Genomic DNA, 16,244 nt, shown 5'->3' with positions numbered 1-16,244 from the left:
CGTGCGCGGGCGGCCCACGAGGTGGCCCGTGCTCTCATTTCTGTAGCTCTCTGACACTGGAAACCCCATGCTTTTTCTCTGGACCAAAGCCTTCCACATCATCTTCGTCATGTCCTGGTTCGCCGGCCTGTTTTACTTGCCGCGCATTTTCGTGAACCTGGCGATGGAGACGGAAACGGTGGCGACCGAGCGGCTGTTGCTGATGGCGCGCAAGCTGTACCGCTTCATGTCCCTGCTGGCGCTGCCGGCCATGGTGCTGGGTCTGGCGCTGATGTGGATGCTGTACGGCGGGGGCGAAGGCCGCATGAAGATGCCGGGCTGGATGCACGCCAAGCTGACGTTCGTGGTGCTGCTGCTCGGTTATCACCACGCCTGCGGTTCCATCCTGCGCAAGTTTGAAAAAGGTCTCAACAAGCGCAGCCACACCTGGTTCCGCTGGTTTAACGAGGTGCCGGTGGTGATGCTGCTGGCCGTCGTCGTGCTGGTCGTGGTCAAGCCTTTCTAAGGGAGTCGAGATGAGTGCAAGCCAGAGCAAAGTCGTGCAGTATTTCTTCGCGCCCCACTCGCCATGGACCTACCTGGGCCACGCGCGCCTGATGGCCATCGCCGCGAAGACGGGCGCGCAGATCGACGTGCGGCCCTTCGATCTGGGCAAGGTCTTCAGCGTGTCGGGCGGCCTGCCGCTGGCCAAGCGCGCGCCGCAGCGCCAGGCGTACCGCCTTGCCGAACTGGCGCGCTGGTCGGCCTTCCTGCAAGTGCCTTTGAATCTGCAGCCGAAGTTCTTTCCCGTATCGCCGGAAGCGTCTGCCAAGCTGATCATCGCCACGCGCCTGGCGCATGGCGTGGAAGCGTCGCTGAACCTGGCGCACGCCATCATGCGCGGCCTGTGGGCCGAAGAGCGCAACATCGGCGACGAAGAGACGCTGGTGCAGATCGCCGTCGACGCGGGCTTTGATGGCCGCCAGTTGCTCAAGACGTCGGAAACGGCCAGCGTGCAGGCCGAATACGACGCCAACACGGAGGCAGCCACCGCCGCTTCCGTCTTCGGCTCGCCGTGGTACATCGTCGATGGCGAGGGTTACTGGGGCCAGGACCGCCTCGATTTTGTCGAGCGGGCGCTGGCAGGGTAGTCAAGCAAAAGCAGTTTTTTAACGTCGTATTTTTTAACGTAGTAAGCAGCGCCTGTAATTTAGCGGGCGTTCAACACAATGGAATAAGGGTACACCAACCATGGCTTCATATTTTTGCCCATGCCCGCGCGGCATGGAAGCGGCGCTGGCCGAGGAACTGGGCGAGATTGCCCAGGACAGTTCGACCATGAAGGTCCACAACCAGGTGCCGGGCGGCGTACACTGCTCGGGCGACCTGCTCGATTCCTACCGCATCAATCTGCATTCGCGCATTGCTTCGCGCGTGCTGATGCGCATGGCCCATTCCGGCTACAAGACGGAAAACGATATCTATGACCTGACCCTGGCGCAATCCTGGGAAGACTGGTTCGGCGTGCATCACACGATCCGCGTCGACGTCACGGCCGTGAAGTCGCCGCTGCGCAGCCTGGAATTCACGACATTGAAGATCAAGGATGCGATCTGCGACCGCTTCCGCGACCAGTTTAACGAGCGTCCGTCGGTCAACACCAAGACGCCGGACATGCGCATCGTCGGCTTCCTCGACGCGCACACGTTTACCGTGTATCTCGACACCTCGGGCGAAGCCCTGTTCAAGCGCGGCTGGCGCGAAGAGACGGGCGACGCGCCGCTGCGCGAAAACCTGGCCGCCGGCCTGCTGCGCGTGTCGGGCTGGAAGCCGGGCATGGTGCTGTTCGACCCGATGTGCGGTTCCGGCACCATCCTGGCCGAAGCGGCGCAGATGCTGCAAGGTATTCCGCCGGGCGCCTCGCGCCAGTTCGCCTTTGAAAACTTCCACGACTTCGATCCGGCGCCGTGGAATGCCATGAAAAACGCCATCAAGGTCAATCCGCTGCCGGCCGAGCCGACCATTTTCGGCAGCGACATCTCGGGCGACATGGTGGCGATGACGCGCCATAACCTGCGTTGCGCCGGCGTGCGCTTCGAGGTGCCGCTGAAGCAGATCGAGGCGCAGGAAGTCAAGCCGCCAAGCGACGTGCCGGGCATCATGCTGACCAACCCGCCTTACGGCGAGCGTATCGGCGTGCGCGGCGACAGCACCATTCCGGAAGATGAACTGTCGACGTCCTTCTATTCGGCCATGGGCACGACCCTGAAGCAGCGTTTCGCCGGCTGGACCGTGTTCCTGTTTACGGCCGACCTGGGTCTGCCCAAGCTGCTGCGTCTGAAGGAAGCGCGCAAGACGCCGTTCTTCAACGGCGCGCTGGAATGCCGTCTGTTCCGCTTTGATATGGTCGCCGGGTACAACCGTAGAGAAGAAGCCAAGCCGAAGCCACAGCAGTAAGCGTTCGTCGCAAGATCCCGCAGTAACCCCGCGCGCGGACCGTCACCGGTCCGCGCGCCACTTTGGACCCGCCATGTTTCCCACCCCTCCGGCCGATGTGCCGCCCGACCCGGTCACACCCGTTCCGCCTCCCACACCGAGCCATATGGCGCCTTTGAGCCGCGGTGCGCTGGCCATGATGCTGGCCGGCCTGTCGATGCTGGGCCCTCTGTCGATCGACACCTATCTGCCTGCCTTTGGCGCGATCCAGGGTTCGCTGCAGGCGTCGCCGCTGGAAGTGCAGCAGTCGCTGACGTTCTACATGCTGGCCTTTGCCGGCATGGTGCTGTGGCATGGCGCGATCTCGGATACCTTCGGCCGGCGCAACGTCATCCTCGTGTCCCTGCTGATGTTTGCCATCGGCTCGCTCGGCTGCGCTTCGGCGCACACGGTGCACTATCTGTGGTTCTTCCGCATCATGCAGGGCGTGTCGGCCGGCGCCGGCGTGGTGATCAGCCGCGCCATCATCCGCGACCTGTATTCCGATGCGGCGGCGGCCCGTTTGCTGTCGCTGGTGACGATGATCTTTTCCATCGCCCCGGCCGTGGCGCCGATTCTCGGCGGCTGGATCGTCATCTGGTTCGACTGGCGCTCGATCTTCCTGTTCCTCGCCTTTTACACGGTGATCCTGCTGGCGTTCTGCTACTGGCGCCTGCCCGAAACCCTGCCGGTGGAAAAGCGCCAGCCCTTCAATCCCCGTTTCCTGGCGTCGAGCTATGGACAGATCCTGCGCTCGCCCCTGTTTCACATCAAGGCCGGCATCGTCGCCCTCAATTTCGCGGGCCTGTTCCTGTTCATCACGGCCGCGCCGGAAATGCTGCCCAAGCAGCTGCACCTGGGTCCATCGCAGTTCGGCTGGCTGTTCATCCCGTGCGTGAGCGGGATTTTCATGGGGGCGCTGGCGGCCAACCGCATCGCCGGCAAGGTCACGTTCGCGCGCCAGATCGGCATCGGCTTCGCCTTCCTGCTGTGCGCGGCCAGCGTTAATGTCGTGTACCACCTGTTCCTGCCGCCATCGCTGCCCTGGTCGGTGCTGCCCCTGTTCTTCTACACCTTCGGCATGTCGCTGGTGGGGCCCGGCGCGACCTTGCTGGCGCTGGACCTGTTCCCGCATATCCGCGGCACGGTGGCCTCGTGCCAGTCGTTTGCCAGCACCTTGCTCGGTGCCGTGGTGGCCGGCGTGATCTCGCCGCTGCTGTCCGGTTCCGTGCTGTGGCTGGCGTCGGGCCAGCTGGGATTTACGGCGCTGGCACTGGCGCTGTGGCTGCTCTCGCGGCGCTTCCGCCACCGTTTACTTGGTGCCATCAAGGCATAAGTTTCCATGGCAGAACGCTGGATTTATTTCAACTTAATTTTCTATATTGCAAGTAATATCCGAGGCTTATGATAAGATGACTTTTTTCCCGGCATCCTCTCAGGCAGTCTATTTTTTGGTTACAGGAGTGGAGGATTCCTCTGAACGTGGCCGCGCTTCGCTGCTGAGCGCTCTTCCTTATCGAACCGGCAATGCCTGATACGATGCATCAATCTGATCACGATATTCGCAATCGCCTGCTGATTGCCCGCCTGCCGGCCATGCCGCAGATCCTCATCAAGCTGATCGCCCACCTGCAGGCCGACGATGCCGGCATGCCGGAGCTGGCCGCCCTGATCGCCAAGGATGCGGGCATGACCAGCAAGATCCTCGGCGTGGCCAACAGCTCGGCCTACCACCGTCAGGGCAAGGTCGTCAGCCTGGAACAGTCGCTCGTCTCGCTGGGCACGGACATGATCAAGACCCTGGTCATCAGCGAATCCGTCTTCCAGACCTTTAACAGCTTTCCCCATTCCGGCAGCACGGATTTGCGCGCCTTCTGGAAAAGCTCGCTATCGGCTGCCGTCATGGCGCGCGCGCTGGCCAAGGCCATGGCTTATCCGCACGCGGAGGAAGCGTATCTGGCAGGCTTGCTGCACAACGTGGGCCGCCTGGCCTTGCTGGCCACGGCGCCGAAGGAATACGCGTTCAATTTCACGGCGCGCGACGATGCCGCCCTGTGCGCGGTGGAGCAGCGCACCCTGCAGATCACGCATGCCGAAGCGGGCGCCTGGCTGATCGAACGCTGGCATCTCGATTCCTTCCTGGCCGACAGCGTGCTGTATCACCATGAACCGCTGGCGCGCCTGGAAGCGAGCCATCCCCTGATCCGCATCGTGCGCCTGGCGCATCTGCTGTGCAGCCATGCCGACGATGCGGAGTCGATCGCGCAGGCGGCAAGCCTGTGCGCGCTGGACGTCGCAGCGCTGGAAGACCTGGCCGGCAGCGTGGCGCGCCAGGTGGAGCAGGCCGCGCAGCACCTGGGCATCGACCTGACGGGCGCGGACGATATCGTCACGCCGCCCGCGTATGCGCCGCCAGCCGTCGATCCGGTGCAGCAGCGCCTGTCCGATGAAGTGCGCAACATGGTACTGGTATCCGAGGTGGGGCAGACCTTTGCCCGCCAGCAGGGCGAGAGCAGCCTGCTCGAAGCCATTACGCGTTCGGCGCGCATCCTGTTCGACTTCGACACGGCCGTCATCCTGCTGCAAAACCCCACCGGCCATGCGCTGGTGGGCGTGGCGGCGGGCGAACATCAGCAGCGCCTGGCCGGCTTTTCGATCCCGCTGGCCAAGGGCGGTCCGCTGGCCGCGTCGGCCCTGGAGTGCAGGCAGGCGTTCTTAAAGCGCGACATGCCGGCGCTGGGCATCGTCGAGGAGCAGCTGTTCCGCATTCTCGGCACGGACAGCCTGGTCTGCGTGCCGCTGGTGGCGGGCCAGCGCAGCCTGGGCGTGCTGATCGGCGGCGTGGCGGCGTGGCAGATTCCCGCCTGCCAGAAGCGCGAAGGTTTCCTGCGCGCGTATGCCAACCAGGCCGCCACGGCGCTGGAAACGGCCATCAGCGCGCGCGGCCTGGCACGGCGCCAGCTCGATCACGTGGCCGAGGAATACCGCGCCGCATCGCGCCGCGTCGTGCATGAAGTGAATAACCCGCTGTCCATCATCAAGAACTACCTGAGCGTGCTCGATCACAAGCTGGAGAAGCAGGAGCCGGTGACGGGCGAGATGTCGATCCTGAACGAGGAAATCGACCGGGTCGGCCAGTTGATCAGCGGCCTGGCCGATCTGCAGCCGGCGGCGGCCAGTGGCGTCACCGATTGCGCGCGCGTGGTCGACGACGTGCTGCGGTTGTTCCGCGCCACCGATTTCCTGCCGCCGAAGATCGAAGTGGTCACGCGCATGCAGGATGCGCCATGCGAGGTGGAGGCCGATGCCGACATGCTCAAGCAAATCCTGCTCAACCTGCTGAAAAACGCCGTCGAAGCCTTGCCCGATGGCGGACGCATCGAAGTGGCGAACCGTGGCCACGTCAACCGCGACCGCCGCCTGTATTTGGAACTGTGCGTCAGCGACAATGGCGCCGGCCTGGCGCCGGAAGTGCTGGCCAATCTGTTTTCCCCCGTGCGCAGCAGCAAGGAAGGCGCGCATCACGGCCTGGGCTTGTCCATCGTGCACGACCTTGTCACGCGCCTGCATGGCGTGATCGGCTGCCGCAGCAGCAAGTCCGGCACCTCGTTTGAAATCCTGCTGCCCATTCCCCTGCCGGCGGCCGCCGCAGCCGCGCTGCCCGCCCCCGGCAACACCGCCCTGTCTTCGTAACGTCCATGAACTCCTCCGCCATTCCATTTGACCTGGAAAACAGCCCGCGCATCCTGCTCGTCGACGACGAGCCCCGTTTGCTCGCCTCCCTCCACGAATTGCTGAAGGACCGCGGCTACCAGCTGTACACGGCCACCTGCGGCAGCGAGGCGCTGGCGCAATTGTCGAAACTGCGCTTCGACCTGATCCTGCTCGACCTGCGCCTGCCCGACATGAGCGGCCATGAAATCATGGACCACATCAACCGGCGCGGCATCGAGGGCGACGTGATCGTCATGAGCGGCGACGTCGGCATCGAGGCGGCCATCGGTGCCCTGAAACGCGGCGCCTACGATTATCTGCGCAAGCCCTACAGCCGCGAAGAGCTGCTCAAGACGGTGGAGAACGCGCTGCAGAAGCGCAAGCTGGCGCTGGAGAACGAGCGCATCGCGCTGCAGCTGGAAAACTCGGAAAAGATGTACCGCTACCTGGTCGACAGCTCGCCGGACATCATCTATACCCTGAACCACGAGGGCCGCATCACCTTCATCAACGACCGGGTGCACCAGTTGCTGGGCTTTAGCCGCGAAGAACTGATCGGCAGCCATTACTCGATCCTCGTCCACGATGAAGACCAGGAGCGGGCGCGCTATGCCTTCAACGAGCGCCGCCTCGACGAGCGCGCCTCGCGCAATGTGGAACTGCGCCTGAAGTGCCATAGCGGCAGCGGCAGCGACCGTACCTTCAACAATACCCTGATGACGATCCCGCTCAATTCGATCGGCATGCACAGCCTCGATCACGAAGCCCGCAAGCAGGAATACTTCGGCACCTACGGCGTGGCGCGCGACATCACCGACCGCAAGCGCGCCGAGGAAGTCATTTCCTACCAGGCCTACCACGACATCCTGACGGACCTGCCGAACCGCATGCTGTTCAAGGACCGCCTGGGGCTGGCCGTGATCCAGGCGCGGCGCAAGCTGACGGAGTTGGCCGTGATGTTCATCGACCTGGACCGCTTCAAGCTGGTCAACGATACCCTGGGCCACGTGAAGGGCGACGAGCTGCTGCAGCAGGTGGCGCTGCGCCTGAAGGATTGCCTGCGCCGCGGCGATACCCTGGCGCGCCAGGGCGGCGATGAATTCACCATCGTGCTGCCGGAACTGCGCGACCGCCAGGATGCGCGCCTGATCGCCGACAAGTTCCTCGAATGCCTGCACCAGCCCTTCGACCTCGATGGCAACCAGGTGCACATTTCGGCTTCCATCGGCATCGCCATTTATCCGGGCGATGGCGAGACCATCGACGAACTGCTGCGCCATGCCGACATCGCCATGTACCAGGTCAAGGCGCTGGGCAAGAACGGCCACAGTTTTTACCACGAGTCCATGCTCGACGTGTCGCACCAGAAGATCGCGCTCGAGCAGAGCCTGCGCAAGGCGCTGGAGCTGAACCAGCTGGAGATGTATTACCAGCCGCAGGTCGATGTGATGACGGGCCGCATCGTCGGCGCCGAAGGCCTGATGCGCTGGAACCACCCGCAACGGGGCTTGTTGACGGCCGGCGAATTCCTGCCGTTCGCCGAGGAAAACGGCTTGATGCTGCCGATCTCGGACTGGATGCTGGGCGCCCTGTGCCGCGATCTGGTGCAGTGGAACGCGGCCGGCGGCGAAGCCGTGCGCCTGTCGCTCAATTTGTCGCCGCAATACCTGGACCGGGGCGACTTTTTCGAGAAGATGCGCGGCGCGCTGACGCGCTATGGCATCGCGCCGGAAAAGATCGAAGTGGAAATCACGGAAAACATCTGCATCCGCAATCCGCAGTATGCGATCGAGCAGTTGAACAAGCTGTGCCAGCTGGGCGTGTCGGTCGCCATCGACGATTTCGGCACCGGCTATTCATCGCTGTCGTATCTGCACCGCTTCCCCATCCACACGATCAAGATCGACCAGTCGTTTGTGAAGGAAATCCACGACGAGCACGGGCACTATCCCGTCATCCTGGCCATCATTTCCATCGCGCGCGGCCTGGGCTTGCACCTGATTGCCGAAGGCGTGGAAACGGAAGGCCAGGCGCGCTACTTGCAGGACAAGGGCTGCACCACGATGCAGGGCTATCTGTACCACCGGCCCATTTCGCTGGGCAGTTTCATCGGCGTGCTGCAGGAGCAGAACCGCCTGATCGCCGGTGCCGCACCGGGCGAACCGCAGCCGCTGGCCATCGAGGCCTGATCCATGCCGCCTGCAGATCCCCGCTACACGGCCGCTCATTACACGGCTGACTACCTGCGCCTGAAAGGACTGGCGGAGAAGGGCAATGCGAACGCCCAGCATAGCCTGGGCTTCATGTATTTCAATGGCCAGGGTATCGAGCAAAGCTATGCGCAGGCATTGCACTGGTATGGCCTGGCTGCTGCGCAGGGACTCGAGCACGCGCAATACAACCTGGGCGTGATGAGCCAGAAGGGACAGGGCGTGCCGCAGGACTTCGTGCAGGCCGCGCACTGGTACCAGCAGGCGGCCGAGCAGGGCTACGCGGCGGCGCAGTACAACCTGGGCTGGCTGTATGCCAAGGGCCAGGGTATCGCGCAGGACAGCGGGCAAGCCATGCTGTGGTTCAGCCGCGCGGCAGAGCAGGGCGACGCGGGCGCGCAAAACAATCTGGGCATGATGTATGACAATGGCAAGGGCGTGCCGCAGGACTTCGTGCAAGCCATCGCCTGGTACCGCAAGGCGGCCGAGCAGGGATATGCGCGGGCCCAGTTCAACCTGGGCCTGCGCTACGACAATGGCCAGGGCGTGCGCCAGGACCGCCAGCAGGCCAGTGCCTGGATGCGCAAGGCGGCCGAGCAGGGATACGCGCCGGCCCAGTTCAACCTGGCGCTGCGCTATGAAAATGGCGACGTGCTGCCGCAGGACAGCGGGCAGGCGATCGCCTGGTACCGGCGCGCGGCCGAGCAGGGCCATGCCAGTTCGCAGTTCAACCTGGGCCTGATCTACGACAATGGCCAGGGCGTGCCCTGCGATAAACAGGCGGCGCTCGAGTGGTATGTGAAGGCGGCCAGCCAAGGGCACGCGGCGGCCCAGCACAACCTGGGCCTGCACCATGAACATGGCGCGCAGGACTATACGCGGGCGCAGGTGTTCTACCGCCAGGCGGCCGGGCAGGGTTTTCCCGCGGCCCAGTATCAGCTGGGACTGCTGCATGAACATGGGCAGGGCATGCCTGTCGATGCGCAGGAAGCCATCTTCTGGTACCGCAAGGCGGCCGACCAGGGGCATGTGCGGGCGCAGTTCGACCTGGGCCTGCGCCATGAACATGGCCAGGGCGTGCCGCAGGATCTGGTGCTGGCGCTGGAATGGTACCGCCGTGCCGCCGAGCAGGATTACGCGCCGGCGCAATACATGCAGGGCGTGCTGCACGACCGCGACGACGGCCCGGCGCCCGACAGCCAGCTGGCTTGCGCCTGTTATTGCCGCGCCGCCGCGCAGGGCCACAGCCTGGCCCAGTTCGCGCTGGGCTTGCGGCACGACAATGGCCAGGACGTGCCGCAGGATTATGCCGCCGCCTGGGACTGGTATGCGCTGGCCGCGCGCCAGGGCCATGCGCGGGCGCAAATGAACCTGGGCTTGATGGCGGCCAGCGGCCAGGGTGGCCCGCTCGATTTGCAGCAGGCGTATATCTGGCTGTCGATGGCGGCGGCGGCCGGCGTGGCCGGCGCAGAAAAATCCTTGCGCCAGACGGCGGCGCGCATGCGCGAAACCGACTTGATACAGGTGCGCCAGCGCCTGGCAGCGCTGGCCGATTAACCTCGATTGCATATCGCGGCATTGCCTGTGCGAAGCGGGCCTGCCGGGCCATGTCGACAGCTGTTTCGTTGAGCTGCAGGCATCTTTCGCCCGCCGGCGCGTGCAGGCCTCTCCCATCCATACCATGCGGCACCGTCCAAACGTGCGTGGATACAACAGGATTTGTTGTATCGTGCGCTCCCGCGCCGGTACACACGTATATTTCTTCAGCGACAAAAGTGCCGGCGCCGCCGTGGTTTGCTATGCTAAGGGTTCACGAATCGCCCGATGCGCCACTGGCTCTTAAACAAAGGATGATTATGCGCCCGAAATTCCTCCCCGCTTCCTCCGCCGCCCTGTTGTGCGCTGTGGCGTTATGCTCGTCCATGGCAATCGCGGCCAACCCACTCGCTGCCCTGACCAATCAGGAGGCCAGCAGTGGCTTGAAGGCGGCGCTGGACGCCGGCTCCGCCGCTGCCGTAGCCAAACTGGGCGTTGAAAATGGATTTCTGAATAACGACAAGGTGAAAATCAAGTTGCCCGGCATCCTGGAGCAAGCCAAGCCCTTGCTGAAGATGACGGGGCGCGGCCAGCAACTGGACGATCTGGTGGTGGCGATGAACCGTGCCGCCGAGTCTGCCGTGCCCATGGCCAAGCCCTTGCTGCTCGATGCGGTGAAGTCGATGAGCGTGACCGATGCGAAAAATATTCTGTCCGGTGGCGACACTTCGGTGACGGACTTTTTCCGTCAGAAAACATCCGCACCCCTGGCCGTCAAATTCCTGCCCATCGTGAAATCCGTCACCGACCGCTCGGGCCTGGCCAGCAAATACAACAGCACCATGAGCCAGATCGGCAAGACGGGCCTGGTGCCGCAGCAGCAATCGACGGTGGAAGCGTATGTCACGGACCGTGCGCTGGACGGCCTGTACCTGATGATCGGCGAGGAAGAAAAAGCCATCCGCAGCAATCCGCTTGAATATGGCAGCAAGATTATCGGCAAAGTGTTTGGCAGTTTGAAGTGAGTGTGTAGGCCTGCCGCAGGGGAACAGATGGCGCTTGCGCCGCACAGACAGGTGTGGCGCAAGGGAAACAAGTTAAGCATTTGCTACAAGAAAACAATGTTAAAATTCTGCGACATAAATTCCTGAGGCATGCTCAAGCAACTATCACCTGCCCAGGAGTGCCCGGTTTTAGTGGCGAACTGATGCGTGGCATTGCGAGATGCCCGTCGGTTGGCCTTTTTTCGTTTCATTCACGTTTCCCCAAGCTCATTGATTTTCTGAATACATTGTCAGGAATTCCAGGTGCAGGATATTTTAGGTAGCCGGATTTGTTAAGCGTACTCAGAAAATCAATTAAATATACCTGGTGTGGTTGCTTGGTGCTTGGCGCGCCTTCGGCGATGGCCGCCACCCCGAATCATGGTGGCCAATCCGGGTATATCAATATGCCCAGTGCTTTGGTGGAAACAGACGGGACCTTCAGCGTCGGGTATAGCTACGACAGCCCGTATGGCCAGTTGTGGGTCACGGCGGATATCCTGCCCTTCCTGCAAATGACGGGGCGTTATGTGTCGATCACGGGCATTCCCGGTTTTACCAACGCGCCTGGCGAATACGGCAGTGGCTATGGCCGCTACAAGGATAAGGTCGTCGACGGCAAGTTGCGCCTGTGGAGCGAATCGGAGTGGATGCCGTCGGTCGCCGTCGGCATGACGGATCTGTTCGGTACCGAGTTGTTCAAGGGGCAATATGTGGTTGCCACCAAGACTTTTGGCGCCAGCAAGAATATCGAAGCGAGCTTGGGTTATGCGCACAAGCGCCCGGACGGCGTGTTTGCGGGCGCACGCTGGACCCCGGCCGCGCTGCCGCGCTGGTCGGTGGTGGCCGAGTACGATACCACCAATTATCTGCGCGATTTTCGTGCCAGCGAAACGAACGCCGGCAAGCGCCGCAAGGGCGCGTCCGTGGGCCTGGAATACCGTTGGGGCTGGCTTGCCCTGCAGGCGGCGCGCAACCGCGACCAGTTCAGCGTGAACGCCTATGTCAGCATTCCGTTTGGCGAACGCGAGTTTGTTCCCAAGGTGTATGAGCCACCGTATTTCGTGGATGACAAGAATCCGCCGCCGTTGCCGAGCAAGGAAGAATGGCACCGCGACGCCGTGTATGGCGCCGACCTGGTCAATGCCCTGGCGAAGCAGGACTACAAGAACATCCGTGTCGAGCAAGAAGGCAATGTCCTCAGCCTGAGCCTGACCAACAGCCGTATTTCGAATATGGGCCGGGCCGTTGGCCGTGCTGTGCGCACCGCCGTCGCCTTCACGCCGAAGGGCGTGACGACCCTGCGCATCACGTACACCAAGCTGGACCAGCCAATCGCCACCTACGAATTCTTTGACTTGCCAAAACTGAACGACTATCTGGCCGGCAAGATCGACCGCAAGGCGTTCCTCGACGTCGTCCTGCTGCGTTATCCGGAGAAAAGCGACGTCATCCGCGATGATCAGCAAAGCTGGCTGCAGGAATTCCTCGACAAGCCAGCGCCTGTCGTGGCCGCGGCCCCCGCACCGGCATCGGTACCGGCACCGGCACCGGTACTTGTGGCGGCCCCTGCCAGCGCGCCTGCTGCCCTTGCGCCAGCGGCAGCTACCCCTGCCGTTTCCGCGCCAGCTCGCACCATGGTTGCCGATGTCCTCAAGGACGATGGCAAGTTGGCTGTCGGCGTCGGCGTCGATGGCGACGTGGTGCAGATCAAATCGCTGGACCGGGAAGCGAACCGCTTCAAGGTCGCTCCCAAGGTGGGTTTCTTCTTCAATGATCCGAGCGGTGCCTTCCGTTATTCGATCTCGGCGGTCGCCAATTATGACCGCCGTCTGGGCGATGGCCTGTACCTCAATAGCGCCGCCAGCCTGCAGTTGCTGGAAACGGTGTCGGGCGTCAAGCAGCCCTCGAACAGCAACTTGCCGCACGTGCGTACCGATATCGCGGAATATTTACGCGGCGGGCGATTCTCGCTGAGCCGCGTCTTGCTGAACAAATACGACAATCCCGCCGAACGCGTGTATACCCGCATGTCGGCGGGCCTGTATGAAGATATGTTCCGCGGCGTTGGCGGCCAGGTGCTGTACCTGCCAAAGGATAGCCGCTGGGCGGCCGACGTGGCGGTCGATGCCTTGCAACAACGTGGTTTCAAGGGCTTGCTCGATTCGCGCGATTACAAGACGGTGACGGCGATCGGCTCCCTGCATTACCGCTTGCCGCATGATATTACCGTGACGGCCCGCGCCGGCCGTTTCCTGGCGAAAGACACGGGCGTACGCATGGAATTCAAGCGCCGTTTCCAGTCCGGCATCGAAGTTGGTGCCTGGTACACGCATACGAACGGCAACGATATCACCAGTCCCGGTACGCCATCGAAGCCTTACCAGGACCGTGGCGTTTTCCTGTCCGTCCCGCTGAACAGCATGTTGCCGATGGACACGCAATCGACGGCCGGTTTCGCCATCGCGCCATGGACGCGCGACGTGGGGCAGATGGTGGCTTCGCCGGGCGACCTGTACGACATGTTCGAGCGTCCGCGCGCCGACATGCACAGCTACGATGGACTGGGCAACTTTGCCGAACGCCCGGACGAACAGCACCTGCCGGCCGTCAATCCGCCGGACAGGCCGTTTGTCAGCCCATGGCCAGCCATGCGCGCGCGCCTGGAGCAATCCGCATCTGCTACGCCTAGCGCACCCGAATGGCTCAAGGCGACGGCGGTGGTCGGGGGAGTGGTAGTGGCTTCCGCGCTGGCCGACAAACCTGTCGACCGTTTCGTCAAGAAACACGAGGATTCCAAGGTCTACCGCAACTGGGACAAGCTGGGCAAGGCCATGCCGTATGCGGCAGTGGGCGCCGCTGCCGCTGCTTTTGCCCTGGGCGATGACCGCATGCAAAATACGGGACTCATTTCGCTGCAATCGGTTGCCGCGGCAACGGGCCTGGCCGTGGCCGGCAAATATGCGTTTGGCCGCGCCCGTCCAGAGGAAGACCTCGGCGCGTGGAGCCGTGTCGGCAGCGGCAGTTCCCGTTCGAATTCCTCGTTCCCTTCCGCGCATGCCGCCATCGGTTTTGCTGCCGTGACGCCGTTTGCCAAGGAATACGATGCGCCCTGGTTGTACAGCGTGGCTGCCGTGGGTTCCGCCGGCCGCGTGTTTGGACGCAAACATTGGGTGTCGGACACGGTCGCCGGTGGCATCCTGGGTTACGCCATGGGCAGCTGGCTGTGGCATGCGCAACGTGACCAGAGCAAATCGGGCCTGTCGATCAATCCCGGACCGAAAGAAATCAGCGTGACCTGGCAGGGCAAGTATTAAGCGCGCATGGCGCCCCCTTTACTCATACAACATCATTCATCCAGACAAAGACCAGCATGAAAAAGCAACTTCGTACTCCCCCGACGTTCGTGAAGCACATGATTTTCTCGGCGTGCCTGCTGGGCGTCGGTTCCTCCTTCGCCGTCGAGCAGGAGTTTGGCGTGGGCGATACGCCGCGCGTGGATCTTGCACGCGCGCAGGCGAACGACATGGGCGGCAGCAGTTTGCCCAGCATTCGCAGCGGGCGCAATGAGCAGCGTCCGATGAAAGGATCGCCAGGTAGTACCGCCAGCAAACGTGCCAATGGTATGGATGCCATGGCGGGCGCATTTGAAGAGTACGTCGATGGCGTGACGGGGAAAAAGCTGGGCATCTTCGGCAAGGATCTGTTCAGCGACGTGCCGTCCACCTTTGCGCCGCTCGATGGCGTTCAGGTGAACCAGGAGTACGTGATCGGGACGGGCGACGAGTTGCAGGTACGCGGCTGGGGCATGGTCGATATCGATGTCAGCGCCACGGTCGACCGCAGCGGTGCGATCTTCATCCCGCGCGTCGGCTCCATCAAGGTCAGCGGTGTGCAATACAAAGACCTGCAAGGTTATTTGAAGAAGGCCATCAGCAAGATCTACACCAATTTCGACCTGACGGCGAGCATCGCGCAAACACGTGCCGTGCAAGTCTACGTGGTCGGCCACGCAGTACGTCCCGGCACGTATACCCTCAATTCCATGAGCACCTTGCTCAACGCCCTGTTTACCTCGGGCGGTCCGGATGCCACCGGCAGCATGCGCAATATCCAGCTCAAGCGCGGCAAGGATACCGTCACCACGTTCGACCTGTATGACATGTTGGTCAAGGGCGACAAGAGCCACGATGTCACCTTGCGTGACGGCGACGTGATTTATATTCCGGAAGTCGGTCCGCTCGTGGCCTTGACGGGCAGCGTGAAGCAACCGGCCATCTTTGAGTTGAAAGGCAACGCGACACTGGCCGATGTACTGAGCTGGGCCGGCGGTTTTGATTCGGCCGCGGAAACGAAGCAAGTGATCGTCGAGAAAAACGTCGATAACCAATACAAGACCGTGCTGGAACTGGTGGCTGACAAGGGTGTGTCCGGCAGCCAGTTGGCCGGCATTGCCGTCAAGCCTACCGATATCCTGCGCGTGTTTGCACCGGGTGCCGTTCCCGTTCAGGCGCAAATCCAGAATGAATACGTGCGCGTGGCTGGCGAAGCAAAGCAGAGCGGTATTTTCCTGCTGAAGAAAGGTGAAACCTTGCGCGAGCTGATCGCCCGTGTCGGTGGCGCCAATGAAAACGGCTACCTGTACGCGACCCAGTTGAACCGCGAATCCGTACGTCGTGCTCAGCAAATCAAATTGAACCAGGTGGCTGATCGTTTCGAGCGTGACCTGGAATCGAACGCCACCCAGCGCATATCGTCGAGTGGCGACAAGGAGAATGCGGCAAAAATGGCGTCCGAAGTCGAGCAGCAGCGCCGCATCGTGCAAAAGCTGCGGAGTGTCAAGGCCGAGGGCCGTATCGTCCTCGATCTGCCAGGTGTCGACACGCAAGTGAAAAACTTGCCCGACTTGCCTTTGCAGGACGGTGATTCGATCCTGATTCCGCGTCGCCCCGGCACCGTGGATGTGCTGGGTTCTGTCTTCCAGCAAAACGCGTTTGTTTACCGTCCACAGCGCACGGTCAGTGATTATGTTCAGCAAGCAGGTGGTGTCACATCCACCGCGGACAAATCTGAAATGTATGTAATTCGTGCCGATGGTACAGCCATGAGTGGCCAGGGTACGGGGTGGTTCAGCGGTCTGGGCGGTGCTGCACTCAATCCGGGCGACACGGTAGTGGTGCCTGAAAAAATTGAACGCAGCACGTTCATGCAGAGCGTGAAGGATTGGACTGCGATCTTTTATCAATTTGGGTTGGGTGCCGCCGGGTTGAAGGTGCTCAAAGACTAA

Annotated in this window: 10 protein-coding genes; all 10 read left to right on the top strand. The window is 62.3% G+C overall.

Annotated features, from left to right (window positions below; genetic code table 11):
- Positions 1 to 67: 67 nt before the first annotated feature.
- The 10 genes from GCN75_RS08220 (at position 68) to GCN75_RS08175 (ending at position 16,244) form a co-directional block, all read left to right on the top strand.
- Complete coding sequence (locus tag GCN75_RS08220; RefSeq protein ID WP_034745744.1) at positions 68 to 505, top strand: CopD family protein; 438 nt, start codon at positions 68 to 70, stop codon at positions 503 to 505.
- Positions 506 to 515: 10 nt separating this feature from the next.
- The gene (locus GCN75_RS08215; RefSeq protein WP_152282125.1) at positions 516 to 1,130 is read left to right on the top strand and encodes a 2-hydroxychromene-2-carboxylate isomerase; all 615 of its coding nucleotides are present in this window, start codon (positions 516 to 518) and stop codon (positions 1,128 to 1,130) included.
- A gap of 100 nt (positions 1,131 to 1,230) precedes the next feature.
- Entirely contained in the window at positions 1,231 to 2,436 is a 1,206-nt protein-coding gene (locus GCN75_RS08210) for a THUMP domain-containing class I SAM-dependent RNA methyltransferase (protein WP_405002792.1), read from the top strand.
- 145 nt (positions 2,437 to 2,581) lie between these two features.
- Positions 2,582 to 3,790, top strand: a complete 1,209-nt coding sequence (locus GCN75_RS08205; RefSeq protein WP_152282124.1) for a multidrug effflux MFS transporter — start codon at positions 2,582 to 2,584, stop codon at positions 3,788 to 3,790.
- A gap of 203 nt (positions 3,791 to 3,993) precedes the next feature.
- Positions 3,994 to 6,147 carry an HDOD domain-containing protein gene (locus GCN75_RS08200; protein WP_226941196.1) on the top strand — a complete coding sequence of 718 codons (2,154 nt, stop codon included), beginning with the start codon at positions 3,994 to 3,996 and terminating at the stop codon, positions 6,145 to 6,147.
- 5 nt (positions 6,148 to 6,152) lie between these two features.
- Complete coding sequence (locus GCN75_RS08195; protein ID WP_152254858.1) at positions 6,153 to 8,357, top strand: EAL domain-containing response regulator; 2,205 nt, start codon at positions 6,153 to 6,155, stop codon at positions 8,355 to 8,357.
- Positions 8,358 to 8,360: 3 nt separating this feature from the next.
- Entirely contained in the window at positions 8,361 to 9,935 is a 1,575-nt protein-coding gene (locus GCN75_RS08190) for a tetratricopeptide repeat protein (protein ID WP_152282122.1), read from the top strand.
- Between the two features lie 365 nt (positions 9,936 to 10,300).
- Positions 10,301 to 10,939, top strand: a complete 639-nt coding sequence (locus GCN75_RS08185) for a DUF4197 domain-containing protein (RefSeq protein WP_226941195.1) — start codon at positions 10,301 to 10,303, stop codon at positions 10,937 to 10,939.
- A 380-nt stretch (positions 10,940 to 11,319) separates the two neighbouring features.
- Positions 11,320 to 14,274, top strand: a complete 2,955-nt coding sequence (locus GCN75_RS08180) for a YjbH domain-containing protein (protein WP_152282120.1) — start codon at positions 11,320 to 11,322, stop codon at positions 14,272 to 14,274.
- 56 nt (positions 14,275 to 14,330) lie between these two features.
- Positions 14,331 to 16,244: an SLBB domain-containing protein gene (locus GCN75_RS08175; RefSeq protein WP_152282119.1), complete on the top strand. Its 1,914-nt coding sequence runs from the start codon at positions 14,331 to 14,333 to the stop codon at positions 16,242 to 16,244.

It is taken from the genome of Janthinobacterium violaceinigrum (genome assembly GCF_009208555.1).
GTDB classification, from domain to species: domain Bacteria; phylum Pseudomonadota; class Gammaproteobacteria; order Burkholderiales; family Burkholderiaceae_D; genus Janthinobacterium; species Janthinobacterium violaceinigrum.
The sequence above is the reverse complement of the archived record's forward strand: the minus strand, read 5'-3'. Positions and strand labels throughout refer to the sequence as shown.